The organism is Mesorhizobium sp. M0500 (assembly GCF_040321165.1).
GTDB lineage: Bacteria > Pseudomonadota > Alphaproteobacteria > Rhizobiales > Rhizobiaceae > Mesorhizobium.
The window spans coordinates 689,786-703,010 of the sequence record NZ_JAMYRB010000001.1 but is presented as its reverse complement, the minus strand read 5'-3'; the positions used below and the strand labels follow the sequence as shown (position 1 = coordinate 703,010).

General features: G+C 61.6%; 11 protein-coding genes and 2 pseudogenes. 5 read left to right on the top strand and 8 right to left on the bottom strand.

From position 1 onward, the window contains the following. Positions 1–214 precede the first annotated feature (214 nt). Entirely contained in the window at positions 215–904 is a 690-nt protein-coding gene (locus tag NKI70_RS03430) for a haloacid dehalogenase type II (RefSeq protein ID WP_352692443.1), read from the top strand. Between the two features lie 157 nt (positions 905–1,061). Here NKI70_RS03430 and NKI70_RS03425 read toward each other — a convergent pair whose 3' ends face one another. From NKI70_RS03425 to argE, 5 genes and pseudogenes are all read right to left on the bottom strand, one after another. Further along, a complete protein-coding gene (locus NKI70_RS03425) occupies positions 1,062–2,537 on the bottom strand; it encodes an NAD-dependent succinate-semialdehyde dehydrogenase (protein ID WP_352692442.1) in 1,476 nt (491 codons plus the stop codon). Positions 2,538–2,555: 18 nt separating this feature from the next. Continuing rightward, positions 2,556–3,599, bottom strand: a complete 1,044-nt coding sequence (locus NKI70_RS03420) for a tartrate dehydrogenase (protein WP_352692441.1) — start codon at positions 3,597–3,599, stop codon at positions 2,556–2,558. A 171-nt stretch (positions 3,600–3,770) separates the two neighbouring features. Then, entirely contained in the window at positions 3,771–4,127 is a 357-nt protein-coding gene (locus NKI70_RS03415; protein WP_352692440.1) for a cupin domain-containing protein, read from the bottom strand. 14 nt (positions 4,128–4,141) lie between these two features. Then, positions 4,142–5,065 (bottom strand): annotated as a pseudogene (locus NKI70_RS03410) (2-hydroxyacid dehydrogenase). Between the two features lie 15 nt (positions 5,066–5,080). Then, positions 5,081–6,205, bottom strand: coding sequence for an acetylornithine deacetylase (argE, locus tag NKI70_RS03405; protein WP_352692438.1), 1,125 nt, complete (start codon positions 6,203–6,205; stop codon positions 5,081–5,083). Between the two features lie 242 nt (positions 6,206–6,447). Here argE and NKI70_RS03400 point away from each other — a divergent pair, with 242 nt between their 5' ends. Beyond that, positions 6,448–7,326 carry a GNAT family N-acetyltransferase gene (locus NKI70_RS03400; protein ID WP_352692437.1) on the top strand — a complete coding sequence of 293 codons (879 nt, stop codon included), beginning with the start codon at positions 6,448–6,450 and terminating at the stop codon, positions 7,324–7,326. Positions 7,327–7,414: 88 nt separating this feature from the next. Here NKI70_RS03400 and NKI70_RS03395 read toward each other — a convergent pair whose 3' ends face one another. The 3 genes from NKI70_RS03395 to NKI70_RS03385 are packed head-to-tail and all read right to left on the bottom strand — an operon-like array spanning position 7,415 to position 10,426. Continuing rightward, on the bottom strand, positions 7,415–8,254 hold the full coding sequence (locus tag NKI70_RS03395; protein WP_352692436.1) for an ABC transporter ATP-binding protein: 840 nt from the start codon (positions 8,252–8,254) through the stop codon (positions 7,415–7,417). Next, complete coding sequence (locus tag NKI70_RS03390) at positions 8,248–9,327, bottom strand: FecCD family ABC transporter permease (protein WP_352724262.1); 1,080 nt, start codon at positions 9,325–9,327, stop codon at positions 8,248–8,250. Before NKI70_RS03390 ends, NKI70_RS03395 begins: the two co-directional genes overlap by 7 nt. Continuing rightward, positions 9,317–10,426 (bottom strand): ABC transporter substrate-binding protein, encoded by a 1,110-nt coding sequence (locus tag NKI70_RS03385; RefSeq protein ID WP_352692483.1) that lies wholly within the window; start codon positions 10,424–10,426, stop codon positions 9,317–9,319. The genes NKI70_RS03390 and NKI70_RS03385 overlap by 11 nt, the downstream gene beginning before the upstream one ends. 143 nt (positions 10,427–10,569) lie before the next feature. On the opposite strand from NKI70_RS03385, the gene NKI70_RS03380 reads away from it, so the two are divergent. From NKI70_RS03380 to NKI70_RS03370, 3 genes and pseudogenes are all read left to right on the top strand, one after another. Next, complete coding sequence (locus NKI70_RS03380; RefSeq protein WP_352692434.1) at positions 10,570–11,361, top strand: class I SAM-dependent methyltransferase; 792 nt, start codon at positions 10,570–10,572, stop codon at positions 11,359–11,361. 429 nt (positions 11,362–11,790) lie between these two features. Beyond that, positions 11,791–12,630, top strand: a complete 840-nt coding sequence (locus NKI70_RS03375; protein WP_352724260.1) for a succinate dehydrogenase/fumarate reductase transmembrane subunit — start codon at positions 11,791–11,793, stop codon at positions 12,628–12,630. Beyond that, positions 12,631–13,170: pseudogene (locus tag NKI70_RS03370) on the top strand (SDR family NAD(P)-dependent oxidoreductase); the annotation flags it as partial. Between the last annotated feature and the right edge of the window lie 55 nt (positions 13,171–13,225).

The window sequence follows — 13,225 nt, the reverse complement described above, 5'->3', positions numbered from 1 at the left end:
GGCACCGCATCTTATGCCACGCACGGCTGAGAGATCGCGCGCCCGCCGAAGCTCGAAACGAACTCAGGCGCAACTCTCTGCCAAAGCTCTCACGCAATACAAAACAATCTGCTTCAGGGCGCATCGAATGCGGCGACTAGTCTTCTCCGGTCCTCATTATGATCCTTGCTGTTAAAGGCACGCAGTGCCGACAGGATTGGAAGGATCGACGCTCATGACCCAGTTCAGACCGAAATACATCACCTTCGACTGCTACGGTACACTGACCAACTTCGACATGGCCGGCGCGGCGAGACGCGTATATGGTGCGCAGCTCTCCCCAGCTGGGATGGCGCAGTTCATCAAGGATTTCTCGGCCTATCGCCTCGATGAGGTCCTTGGCGCCTGGAAGCCGTACAGCGAGATCGTGCACAATTCCGTGGAACGGACCTGCAAGCGCAACGGCGTCGCATTCCGGCCCGAGGATGCCCAGCGCATCTATGCGGAAGTGCCGACATGGGGTCCGCACCCGGATGTCCCGGTGGGCCTGGCCAAGGTCGCCAAGGAGATTCCGCTGGTGATCCTGTCGAACTCCATGAAGAGCCTGATCATGTCGAACGTGGAGAAACTCGGCGCACCCTTTCACATGGTCATCACGGCCGAAGAGACGGGCGCCTACAAGCCGCAGATGAAGGGCTTCGAATATATGTTCGACAAACTAGGCTGCGGCCCGGAGGACATTACGCACGTGTCGTCCTCATTTCGCTACGATCTCATGACCGCCTATGATCTCGGTATCAAGAGCAAGGTCTGGGTGAACCGCGGCCACGAGCCTGCGAACCCCTTCTACGAATATACCGAAATCAAGGATATCGGCGGTCTGGCCGGCGCCGTCGGACTGGAGCCCGTTCGGGAATTCGCCTGAACGTTTGTTTGCTGGCGCAGTCGCACCAGACTGAGGCGCTCCCAAAAACGTTAATGCTCACTGGTCGCAATAGAGAAAGGGGCGGTTTTCACCGCCCCTTTCTTTGTTGTTCCAACGCTTTAGGGGCTGCAAGTGTTTCCACCTGCTTGCAAGATAACTAGTTAAGCCCGCCAACATGAAGCGCCTTGACCTCGAGATATTCCTCGATGCCGAGCTGCGATCCTTCGCGCCCCACTCCGGACTGCTTGACACCGCCGAAAGGCGCAACCTCGGTCGAGATCATGCCTGTGTTGAGCCCGACCATACCGAACTCCAGCGCCTCGGCAACACGCCATGAGCGCTTGAGGTTGTCGGTGTAGAAGTAGGCGGCAAGGCCGAACGGCGTACCGTTCGCAATGGCGATGGCCTCTTCCTCCGTCTCGAAGCGAAAAAGCGGCGCCACCGGACCGAACGTCTCTTCCGATGCCAGGAGCATCCCCGTAGTAGCTTCTCCCAGCACGACGGGCCGTGCATATTGCTTACCCTCCGGCATCGTCTCGCTTTGGGCGATAATCTGCGCACCTTTCGCCCGTGCATCCGCGATGTGACGCTCGATCTTGTCGATCGCGGCCGCGTTGATCATCGGGCCGATCTCAGTGCCCTCGTCGGTCCCTGCGCCAACCTTCATCCGCGTGACGCGCCGGCTCAGCTTTTCGGCGAAAGCGTCGTAAACGCCTTCCTGCACAAGAATCCGGTTCGCGCAGACGCAGGTTTGACCGCCATTGCGGAACTTGGATGCGATCACCCCTTCAACTGCCTTATCCAGATCGGCGTCGTCAAAGACGATAAAGGGTGCGTTGCCGCCAAGCTCCAGGCTCAGCCGCTTGATACTATCGGCCGCACCACGCATGAGCAGCGCACCGACGCGGGTCGAACCGGTGAACGAGATCTTGCGCACCGTCTCGTTGGCCATCAGTTCGTTGCCGATTTCGACGGGCATGCCGGTCACAATATTGATCACGCCGGCAGGGATACCTGCCCGTTCCGCCAGAACCCCGAGCGCCAGCGCCGAGAATGGCGTAAATTCCGACGGCTTGATGACAACCGTACAACCTGCGGCCAGCGCCGGTGCTACTTTGCGTGCGATCATCGCGTTGGGGAAATTCCACGGCGTGATGATGGCGCAGACGCCGACGGGTTCTTTCAGCACCAGAATGCGGCGATCGGCCGTGGGTGACGGAATGGTCGAGCCACCGATCCGGCGCGCCTCCTCCGCAAACCATTTCACAAAAGATGCGCCGTAGCGGATTTCCGCCACCGCCTCGGCAAGCGGCTTGCCCTGTTCCAGCGTCAGCAGGAGCGCGAGATCCTGTTCGTGCTGACGAATGAGGTCGTGCCAGCGCTCCAGAAGTCCTGCACGCTCGGCATGGGTCTTCTTCTTCCAGCTTTTGAAGGCCTCGGCCGCGGCATCGATTGCCGCTCTCGTCTCGTTCTCGCCCATTGCGGGAACGGTGCCGAGAACACTTTGGCTGGCAGGGTCAATGACATCGACCACGCCCTTCGTTTCGCCATCCCGCCAGACACCGCCAATCAGCGCCTGCTGGCGGAAAAGGTCGGAGTCGTTGAACATGCCAATCTTCGTCATCGCATTCATGGTCTTTCCTCTGCCCTTTCAGCTCAATCGTGCCAGCACGGCCTGCGTGATTGTTTCAGTCCTGTCCTTGCCTGCGATCGTGCCAATCCCCCGCCCGGTTGCGGACTCGATTGCCGACATCACTTCTGCCGCAGCCTGCCCCTCGCCCAGATGCTCGAGCATCATCGCACCGGACCAGATCGCGGCGATCGGATTGGCGACACCGAGATGCGCGATGTCGGGCGCCGAACCATGGACCGGCTCGAACATGGAAGGCGCGCTGCGATCGGGATTGATATTGGCGGAGGCGGCGTAACCCAGCCCGCCCTGAATGGCCGCTCCAATATCCGTGAGGATGTCGCCGAAAAGGTTCGATGCGACGATTACGTCGAGGCTTTCAGGCGCCAGGACCATGCGGGCGGCAATGGCGTCGATGTGGTAGTGCGAGACCTCCACATCGGCATAGTCTTTCGCCACCTCGCGCGTGACCTCATCCCAGAAAACCATAGAGTGTTTCTGCGCGTTGGATTTGGTGACAGATGCGAGCTTCCTGCGACGCGCCCGCGCCTGTTCGAAACCGAAACGGATGATCCGTTCGACACCCGTACGCGTGAAGATCGCGGTCTCTACCGCGACCTCATCGGCCGTGCCGGAATGAACGCGCCCACCGGCGCCGGAATATTCGCCTTCCGTATTCTCGCGGATGCACAGGATATCGAAGCCATCGGAGCGGAGCGGCCCCTGAACGCCCGGCAACAGCCGGTGCGGTCGTATGTTGGCGTACTGCGTGAACCCTTTCCGGATCGGCAGGAGCAGTCCGTGAAGCGATACTGAGTCGGGCACTTCCGCGGACCAGCCCACAGCGCCGAGATAGATAGCATCGAATTTTCGAAGTGTCTCGATGCCGTCTGACGGCATCATTGCACCGGTCTCCAGGTAGTGGGCGCACGACCACGGGAATCTTGTGTCATCAAGGGCGAAACCGCCCTGCTTAGCCGCCGCCTGCAGCACCTGCCATGCCGCCTGCGTGACGTCCTTGCCGATGCCGTCGCCGGGGATGAGCGCTATCTTGTAGGTCTTCATTGATGGAGGTCCTCATTCGCACTAACGTCATCGGAAGAATAGTCGACCGCCTGCCGCATTTTCCGTCGAGGATGAGCCGCCCGGCGGCGTCGAATCGCGTCAGGCGGAACTTGAAAAGCCGATTGTTCTGGAACCGCCGCGCGCTATTCGGCCGGACCTTAAGCACTGAACTCAGTCATAGACGCAGACGTAGATCTTGCGCACGGTCTCGATAGTGCGCCAGACGCCGACGAAACCAGGCTTCATCACGAAACTGTCGCCGGCGCGGTAGGTCTTGGTCTCACCGCCCTTCTCCTCGATTTCGACGAGACCCGAAACGATGAGGCAGAACTCGTAGATCGTGCCCTTGATCGAATGCGTCTCGCCGGGCGTCGCCTCCCAGACACCGGTGAGCACCTTTTCTCCCTTCGAGGCATCCTGCGCCCAGGTCTTGAAGGATGGATTGCCGGAAATGAGCCGCTCCGGAGCCGGTAGTGCCTCCTTCGGCGCGAAGTCTGGAACTGTGTCGATCGTGATCAGAAGTGACATGTGATGTTTCCTGGTTAGTAGCCGAGTGTCCGATCGACGAGGCCGATCAGTTCTTCTCCGGCGCGGTGGCGCCGGATGTTGTCAACGACGGATTGTGCCGCCGTATGCGGTTGCGTCACCGAGGCGATGTGCGGCGTTATCATCACCTTCGGATGCGACCACAGCGGATGGTCTTCCGGGAGCGGTTCTGGATCGGTGACATCAAGCATCGCCGCAGATACGTGACCGGTGTCGAGCGCGTTGATCAGCGCGGCCTGGTCCAGTTGCGGACCCCTGCCGACATGCAGCAGCTGCGCCCCGACGGGCAGTAAGTCGAAGAACCCTGCATCGAGCATGCCGTGCGTTTGTTCCGTGAGCGGAAGCAGGCAGACGAGAATATCCGTTTGCTTCAGAAAGCCCGCGAGTTGGTCCGTGCCGTGAAAACAGGCGACGTCCTCGATCCGCTTTTCGCTGCGGCTCCACCCGGCAAGCGGATACCGGAAGGGCTTCAAGCGCTCGATAGCCGCCTGCGCCAGCATCCCAAGGCCGAGAAAGCCAACCCGGCGTTCGGCCACCTGTCGAGCGGCAATCGGTTGCCAGAGGCATCTTTTCTGCTGCTCGAGATAGGCGGGCATCTCCCGATGGAGCGCCAACACGCCGAGCGCGACGTATTCCTGCATCATGCGTATGATGCCGTCCTCGACCATGCGCACAAGCTTCACATGGCTTGGCACCACGTCCTGCTTGAACTGGTCGACGCCCGCTCCGATGGAAAACAGCACTTCCAGATTGCGGTAGCGCGAGATCTCGTCCGGCACCGTTCAGGTGATGAGATAGCGCACCTTCTCCGGCTCCATCTCGTCCCCGGAATGGACGAATTCCAGATCCGGGAGCTGGCGCGCAAAGATCTCGCGGAAGACCGCAGCACGCGCCGCATCGGAATTGAAAAGAAACGCCATGTGACCGCCCTTCCTTCAGGCCGCAAGACGCGCGCCGAGCCCCTCGATCATCTTCCGGCAAGCGGCGAGTTCACCAATCTCGATATATTCGTCGGGACGATGGGCACGGCCGATGTCGCCGGGTCCGCAAACGACCGCATCGATGCCGGCCTGCTGATAAAGTCCGGCCTCCGTGCCGTAACTCACAGCTGTCAGCGGCTCCTGCCCCGTCAGCTCCGTCAGAACGGCCGCTAGCTCGCTCCCGTTGGCGGGCGCAAGGGCGGGATAGGTGCTCAACTCGTGCCACGCCACATCGAAGCCGCTGTCTCGCAGGGCGAAAAGCCGGGCCTTGACCGGCTCAAGCAGGGAGGCTGGAGAAACGCCGGGCACGGCGCGCGCCTCGATATCGGCTGTGCAGTGGCCAGGGATGATGTTGACCGCCTGTCCACCGGCGATGACGCCCACCTGCAAGGAAGAATACGGGGGCTCGAAATTGTCATCGAGCGGCCCGTCGGCGAGGGATCGGCCATAGGCCACGGCGTGCGCGATGACGCCGGCCATGGCGTGGACGGCGTTGAGTCCGAGATCGGGGCGTGAGGAATGGCCGGATCGCCCGATCACCTCGAGCCGCGCGGCGGCCTTCCCCTTGTGCGCGCGCACAGGCTGCATCCGGCTCGGCTCGCCGACAATCGCGCCAAGCGGCCTCTCGCATAAGCTCGGCAACGCGGCTAGGAGATGCGGCACACCACGGCACCCCGCCTCTTCGTCATATGAGAATGCGAGATGAACTGGCTGCCGCAGGTTCATCGCCGCAAGTCCTGGGAGCGCCGCCAATGCGCAGGCGAGGAAGCCCTTCATGTCGGAGGTGCCGCGGCCGTAAAGCCTGCCGCCCTCGCGGCGCAGAACGAACGGGTCCGAGCTCCATTCCGGCTCGCCGGCCGGGACGACATCCATATGCCCGGAGATGATGTAGCCCCGACCCTGGCGCGGGCCGATCGTGAGGAAAAGGTTGGACCGGTCGCCCTCGGGACCGGGGAGAACCGTCACCTCGGCTCCGGCTGCCTGACAATAGTCGCGGATCCAATCGACGATCGCGCCGTTTGGCGTGCCCACAACAGAGGGAAATGCAACCAGGGTCGCGAGGATTTCTTCCACGTTCATGGCGGTCCGCTCTGCTTGCACACTATCACCGGGTACAACCAGCCTATCCGCAGGCAGCAGTGTTCCCTGCCGAATTGCGTCGTGCTTTGGCCGAAGATTGCGAAAAAGCACCTCGAACCAGCGAAACCTGCTGGCTTTCCCGTATAATGCTGCGGCAAAAGAGGTATGTCGCGACATGGCGATCGATGACAGGATCAACACCGCGTGCCTTGCGCATTCGTTGAAGAAGCGGATCGATTGAGATGCAGAGATCAGTACGCCTGAAATCCTTCGAACTGGTCGCGCGGGACATTGATGATGTCGACGTCAAGCTACTGCACGCGCTGTCGATCTCAGTCCGCTGGCCTCACCGGCCGAAGGATTGGGACTTTCTGCGCCGTGCCGGCCGCGGCATTGTTGCCGTTGATGGTATTGGACGCGTTTTCGGGAGCGCGATGTGGTTTCCCCACGGGGACGACTTTGCCACCATTGGCCTGGTGATCACAACGCCACGCACACAAGCGCAAGGAGGCGGCCGATGGCTCATGGACCTAGTCCTTGAGCAGTGCGGCGATCGCAATTTGGCGCTCAACGCGACCCATGCTGCCTACCCCCTCTACGTTTCACTCGGCTTCACGACCGAGGCGATCGTATACCAGCGCCAGGGGGAGGTCCCACAAACACTCCCGGCTATGCCGGCCTTGAACGGTGAATTGCAGGCGCTGTCGAGCGACAGGCTTAAGGACATCACGCCGCTGGATACGCGCGCGTTAGGGATAAACCGCGAGAGGCTGCTCGCGTTGCTCGCAGCGGATGCCTCAATCTGCACTTTGAGCCGCGGCGGCGAAATCGTCGGCTATTCCATGTGTCGCGAGTTCGGGCGTGGTCACGTGATCGGCCCCATGGTCGCGCGAAACGATCTCGACGCAGTCCATCTTACAGCCGTGCATCTGAAGGAACTGGCAGGACGATTCGCCCGCGTCGACACCCGCGAGAAGGATGGCGTGTTTGCCGCGTTTCTCCAGCAGTGCGGCCTCGGCATTGCCGAGACCGTTACGACCATGTCCAAAGGGCGCCGCTTCCTGAACCGGCAAGACAATGGGCCTTGGGTCTATGGATTGGCCGGCCACGCCTTGAGCTGAATGCAAGCATACTGTCGCCTTCAACCAGCGGTCAGAGAATCAGGTCGATCAGTGCGCGCGTCGATCCACCGGCATAATGCGGTTGCCGTCACGCGGCCGGAACGGCTGCCGCTTCGAATCTGCTCCTAATCCAGGATTCAGTTTCCGCTGCCGACATAATGGCCGTCCGACGCCCATCCGCCACGCCATCCACGATGACATGGCCGATGCCGCGCGAGCACGGCTCGATGCGGGCGTTGAGGTGATAAATGTCCCGCAGCAGATCGGATGTGATGACGTCCGGCGATGACCCGCATGCGATCAGCCGGCCGTCCGCGATGACCATTGTCTGATCGCTGAAGCGCAGGGCGTGATTGAGGTCGTGCAGGGCGATCAGCACGACCATGCCTCGCGCCTGAGCAAGTCCCCGCACGAGGCCGAGCACTTCCACCTGCCGCGACAGATCGAGTGCTGATGTCGGTTCGTCCATCAGCAGGATCTCCGGCTCGCGCACCAGCGTCTGTGCCAGGCTGGCCAGTTGCCGCTGGCCGCCGGAAAGCTCGCTAATGTTGCGGAAAGCGATGTCGGCGATGCCGAGCGCCGCCAGCGTCTCGTCGATGCGAGCCAGATCATCGTCGCCCACAGACCAGCCCATACCCTGCTTACGGGCGAGCAACACTGACTCATAGACGGTGAGCACCGCGTTGGCGGACGTTTCCTGTGGCATGTAGCAGATGCCACTCTTCCCGCGAATGGCCCCCTCGACATGCATTGCTCCCGGTCCGTCCAGGAGGCCGGCGATGCGCCTGAAGAGCGTCGACTTCCCGGCGGCATTCGGACCGATCACGGCCACGATGTCTCCGCCCTCGAACGCAGGCGTCGTAACATTGCGAAGCCGGAGGCTCGTGCCGTAGCGCGCGCCGAGCGCCTCGAGCCGGATCGTCACCATGAGCGCCTCGTGCTGGACAGGATGAGCGAGATGAAGAACGGGATGCCGATCAGCGAGGTGACGATGCCGATCGGAAAGACCGTCCCAGGGATAAGCGACTTGCTGACGACCGAGCTAGCCGACAGGATGAGCGCGCCCGCAAGGGCCGAAGCGGGCAGGAAGAAGCGTTGGTCCTCGCCGATGACCATGCGCGCAATGTGCGGGCCTACGAGACCGATAAAACCTATGGTGCCGACGAAGGCGACGGGAATGGCGGCGAGGAGGCTCACCAGGATGAGCGTTTCGAGCCGCAGGCGACCGACTTTGACGCCGAAGCTGGCCGCCTTGTCCTCACCGAGCCTCAACGCCGTCAGCGCCCAGGCGCGCCGCGCGAAAATGGGTAAGACTGCCAGAAGAATGAATGTGGTGACTGCAAGCTTGGGCCAGGTGGCCTTGGTGAGGCTGCCCATTGTCCAGAAGACGACCGCCGCCAGCGCTTCCGCCGACGCGAAAAACTGGACGAGCGCGAGCAGCGCGTTGAAGGTGAAAACCAGCGCGATGCCGAGCAGCACGATGGTCTCCGCGCTGACGCCGCGCTTTACGCTCAGCACGTGAATAAGGAAGGCCGCCAGCATCGCCATCACGAAGGCGTTGATCGGCACTACATACTCGACTGCGGCGGGAAGAAGCCTCACCCCGAAGGCAAGTGCAAGCGCGGCGCCGAAGCTCGCGGCGGCGGATATGCCGAGGGTGAAGGGGCTCGCCAGCGGGTTGTTGAGGATAGTCTGCATCTGCGCGCCGGCCACGGCGAGCGCCGCCCCGACGACAATGGCCATCAGGGCTACGGGCATGCGGATCTCCCAGAGCACCACGCGCACCTGGTGCGGCACGGTGTCGGGGAACACAAGTGCCCGCACGACCTCGCCAAGTCCGTAGCGGGCGGGACCGACCGCAAGGTCGACGCACAGGCTGAAGAGCAGGGCAGCGCCGAGGCCGGCAAGGATCAACTGCCGCCGCCAGACGAGAGCGCGGTAACGCCCTCGTCCATCGGTGCTGTCGAGCGCGGTGTTGACGGCCGTCGATTCAATCGACATCGGTCAGCGAGACCCAGTGGCCGGGCCGGTATGCGACGGGCAGGAATTTCTCGTGCAACTCCCTGAAGGTCGCCTCGGGATCGAGATCGGCGAAAAGATCCGGATGCAGCCACTTCGCCATCTGCTGGATGGCCACGAACTGATAGGGGCTGTTGTAGAACTGATGCCAGATGGCATGCACCGCGCCGTCCTCGACGGCCTTCACGCCGGTCAGCGCCGGCCGCTCGGTCAGCGCCTTCAGCTTGCGCAGCGCCTCTGCCTGATCACGGCCGGGCCCGACGCCGACCCAGGCACCGCCCGGCACATAGGCTTCCCACCATCCGCCGGTGACGATGATCTGATCCGGGTCGGATGCGATGATCTGTTCGGGATTGAGCGTGCCGAACGTGCCGGGGATGATGTCCTTGGCGATGTTGTCGCCGCCTGCCATCTCGACGAATTTGCCGAAATTGTCGTCGCCGAAGCTCATGCAGCAGTCATCGGAATAGCCGCCGGCGCGTTCGATGAAGACCTTGGGCCTTTCCGGCTTGGCCTTCTCGATGACATCGGTAACGCGCGCGATCTCGGCGGCGCGCCAGGTGATGAATTCCTCGGCGCGCTCCTTCTTGCCGAACAGCTTGCCAAAGAGGCGCATGCTGGGTTCGGTGTTGGTGAAGGGGCGCTCGCGGAAATCGACATAGACCAACGGAATGCCGGCAGCGGCGAGCTTCTCGATATACTTGCCGTCTTCCGTAGCCTGCTTCGACTCGATATTCATCAGGATGACGTCGGGCTTGAGCGACACCGCCTGCTCGACGTCGAAAGTACCGTCCTTGAAGCCGCCAAAAGTCGGGATCTCCGCCATCCTGGGGAATTTTTCCAGATAGGCGGCGTAATTGTCCGGATCCGCTTGGCTGAAATCCTCGCGCCAGCCAGCGATGCGCTTGAACGGATCCTCGGTGTCGAGTGCCGCGACGAGATAGACCTGCCGGCCCTCACCCAGGATTACCTTCTCGACCGGGACGTTCACCTCGACCTGGCGGCCCGTGATGTCAGTCACTGCAACCATTTCGGCCCTGGCGGCCAGCGTCATCGACAGGGCGACGATAACGGCCGACATCGTCCGTGCTGGGATCTTTCCAAAATTCATCGCGCCCTCTTTTGAAGTGGATTAGCCAGAGGTGCCTTATAAAAGATGACTTCAATTCTCAAGAAATATCTTTTAGAGCCATTCCAGACTGGTACGACGACAAGGGGTCAGGAATGGCAGGCGAGCCCAATTATTCGCTGCGGGACGAGATACGCGACTATTGGTCGACGCGCGCCGGAACATTCGATCTTTCGGTAGGGCATGAAATCTTCTCACCGCGGGAACGCTTGGCCTGGCACAGGCTGATACTCAAGCACTTGGGGCGCGGGGATGGGCGTCGCGCGCTCGACCTCGCTTGCGGCACTGGGGTCGTATCTCATCTCATGCACGACCTGGGTTATGCCGTGACCGGGCTCGATTGGTCAGAGACTATGCTTGCCCGCGCGCGTGCAAAGGCGATGCAGAGGGAAAGCGGCATCCGGTTTCTGATCGGCGACGCCGAGCGCACCCTTGAAAACGGAGAAAGCTATGACGTCCTCGTCACTCGTCATCTCGTCTGGACGTTGGTGGATCCGCGAGCGGCATTCGCCGAATGGTTCTCGCTGCTCAAGCCTGGCGGACGGCTGCTGATCATTGATGGTGATTTCGCCAGTAAGACCTGGGTAACCTCTCTGCGACAAGTCCTGGAAAGGGCCGTTGGCCGGACAGTCGGGCCGGTCCACGGACTGGATCAGGTGATGGCGGACCGCCATCGCAGCATCCTGTCGCGGCTGCACTTTTCGCACGGCGCCAAAGCGGACGAGGTCTGCGCGCTTCTCGTGGAGGCTGGCTTTGAGATGCCTGTGGTCGACACCCGGCTCGGCGCGATTCATCGCGCGCAGGCACGGCACATGAACTTCCTCAGGGCGCTGGAACGCTCGACGCAGCATCGCTACGCGATCTGCGCGACCAAGTCGGCCTCGTAGTTGGGAAATTTCTAACGATTTCCACAACCCATCTATCGACGATTATCGGCTCTCACCGCGCCATTCTTCATCTGACATCCGAACCGCAGATATGCGACGTCGGAGGTGCGCAGGAGGCTTCTTTGCCAAGCCGATACTCTACGTCGCGTTTATAGGGCCGTAAGTTGTCAGTCCGCTACGTCAAGTTCGAGCCAGAGATTAAGAAGAACGAAGCCATCGCCGCATAGGCGTCTGCCTGCGTGGGTATGGACGGATTCACTCATGCGCAATATGAATTATGAATGGAGATGAGGCCTGCCGTGGCGTGGCGCTCACATTTTCGCCGTGTCGCTGAGGCAGGTGATGCTCGTTCAATGACGCTGCGCAGGGCGGGTTCGCCTTCTGGTCTAACGCCGCCCGCAGAAGTGTCGATATCAGGGGATCTGGTCAATGACCGACAACAAGCCAGACGTTACCAAGGATTGGCAAGCGACGCAGGGCCAGAAGTCCTCCGCCACGCGTCTTCGCCTTTTCGCCGCACTCTCGTGGGTCGTCGCCATTGGCGGCGAGATCTACGGAATTATGCTGCTTCGCCAGAACAAGTTCGACCAGGGACACCTGCCGCTGGTCATCGGCCTTCTGGTCGGCATCGCGATTTTCGCAACCGCCGGCAACTTGCTATGGAAGGCGGCCAACAGGCACGATCCGGCTCGTGCATCCGACGCGGCCAGGTTCTTCTTCCAAAACCAGCTCGGCGCAATCATCACACTGATTGCCTTCCTCCCGCTGGTTTTCCTGATCCTCACCGACAAAAACATGGATCCGCGGACGAAGAAGGTTGCCGGCGGCGTCGGCGCTGCGCTGGCCGTGCTCGCGACGGTCATGGGGATCAGTTTCAAACCCCCGTCGGTCGAACAGTACACCCAGGATATGAACGCATGCGCAGCCCAGATCAAGTCGGGGCAGCCCACCACCGCCTGTTCGCCCGATGTCGCCGCTCAGGCGCAGGCGATCGCGACGGACACCGCCGCCGTGACGGCGGCGACGCGGGACGCGAGCCACCCCGCCGGTCAGGATGTCGTCTACTGGATCGCGCCCGAAAACGGAGCCGCGAAGTCCACCGAGCCGCATGTTTTCCACCTCTGCGCAGGCGTGAGCCCGCTGAAGGCCAAGACTGTGAATAGTGGCTCCGTGACGGAGGCCTACGCACAGAACGCCGTCCGCATCACGAAGCAGATCGATATGGAACAGAAGCAGTGCGGGTTCACCGCCACAACCAGCACCAACTGAACCCGCCTGCACTCGATCGCGTCTATCGGCGCCACAGCGCCACTGCTCGCGTCAAATGTGGACCGGATGGACGACATCATCGCCCTGAACGTTGTTGCACTGATGCGGTTGACCTATGCCATTGCCCCAGCACTCGTGAGCAGGGGTGGCGGGGCGATTATCAACCTCGCTTCCGTTCTGGCCATAACCCCGAGATCCTGAACGGAGTCTACGGGGCCTCAAAGGCTTTCGTCCTTGCCCTTGGGCTTTCGCTTCACAAGGAACTCGGCGAGAGAAACGTCCGGGTTCAACCGTGCTTCCGGGGGCCACGGCTGCCGATTCTGGGAAACAGCCGGAATGTCGCTTGACCATCTTCCCGGCGAAGTCGTCATGAAGGCAGAGGCAATGGTCGACGCTGCATTCACAAGTTTCGACCAAGGTGAATCGATCACCATCCCCTCGCTCCCCGATGCGGCCGATTGGGACGCATACGAGGGCGCCCGGAGAACAATGATGCCTAACCTTTCCCTCAAACTTCCCGCCGCCCCGCTACGGATAGCAGCCGATCTCTATCTTCTCCGGGCAGCGCAGTGCTTCACATGTTCGTTTGCGGACG

Coding starts and splice junctions, on each gene's coding strand:
- NKI70_RS03430 (WP_352692443.1), top strand. CDS start 215: ATGACCCAGTTCAGACCGAAATACATCACCTTCGACTGCTACGGTACA.
- NKI70_RS03425 (WP_352692442.1), bottom strand. CDS start 2,537: ATGAATGCGATGACGAAGATTGGCATGTTCAACGACTCCGACCTTTTC.
- NKI70_RS03420 (WP_352692441.1), bottom strand. CDS start 3,599: ATGAAGACCTACAAGATAGCGCTCATCCCCGGCGACGGCATCGGCAAG.
- NKI70_RS03415 (WP_352692440.1), bottom strand. CDS start 4,127: ATGTCACTTCTGATCACGATCGACACAGTTCCAGACTTCGCGCCGAAG.
- argE (WP_352692438.1), bottom strand. CDS start 6,205: ATGAACGTGGAAGAAATCCTCGCGACCCTGGTTGCATTTCCCTCTGTT.
- NKI70_RS03400 (WP_352692437.1), top strand. CDS start 6,448: ATGCAGAGATCAGTACGCCTGAAATCCTTCGAACTGGTCGCGCGGGAC.
- NKI70_RS03395 (WP_352692436.1), bottom strand. CDS start 8,254: ATGGTGACGATCCGGCTCGAGGCGCTCGGCGCGCGCTACGGCACGAGC.
- NKI70_RS03390 (WP_352724262.1), bottom strand. CDS start 9,327: ATGTCGATTGAATCGACGGCCGTCAACACCGCGCTCGACAGCACCGAT.
- NKI70_RS03385 (WP_352692483.1), bottom strand. CDS start 10,426: ATGTCGGCCGTTATCGTCGCCCTGTCGATGACGCTGGCCGCCAGGGCC.
- NKI70_RS03380 (WP_352692434.1), top strand. CDS start 10,570: ATGGCAGGCGAGCCCAATTATTCGCTGCGGGACGAGATACGCGACTAT.
- NKI70_RS03375 (WP_352724260.1), top strand. CDS start 11,791: ATGACCGACAACAAGCCAGACGTTACCAAGGATTGGCAAGCGACGCAG.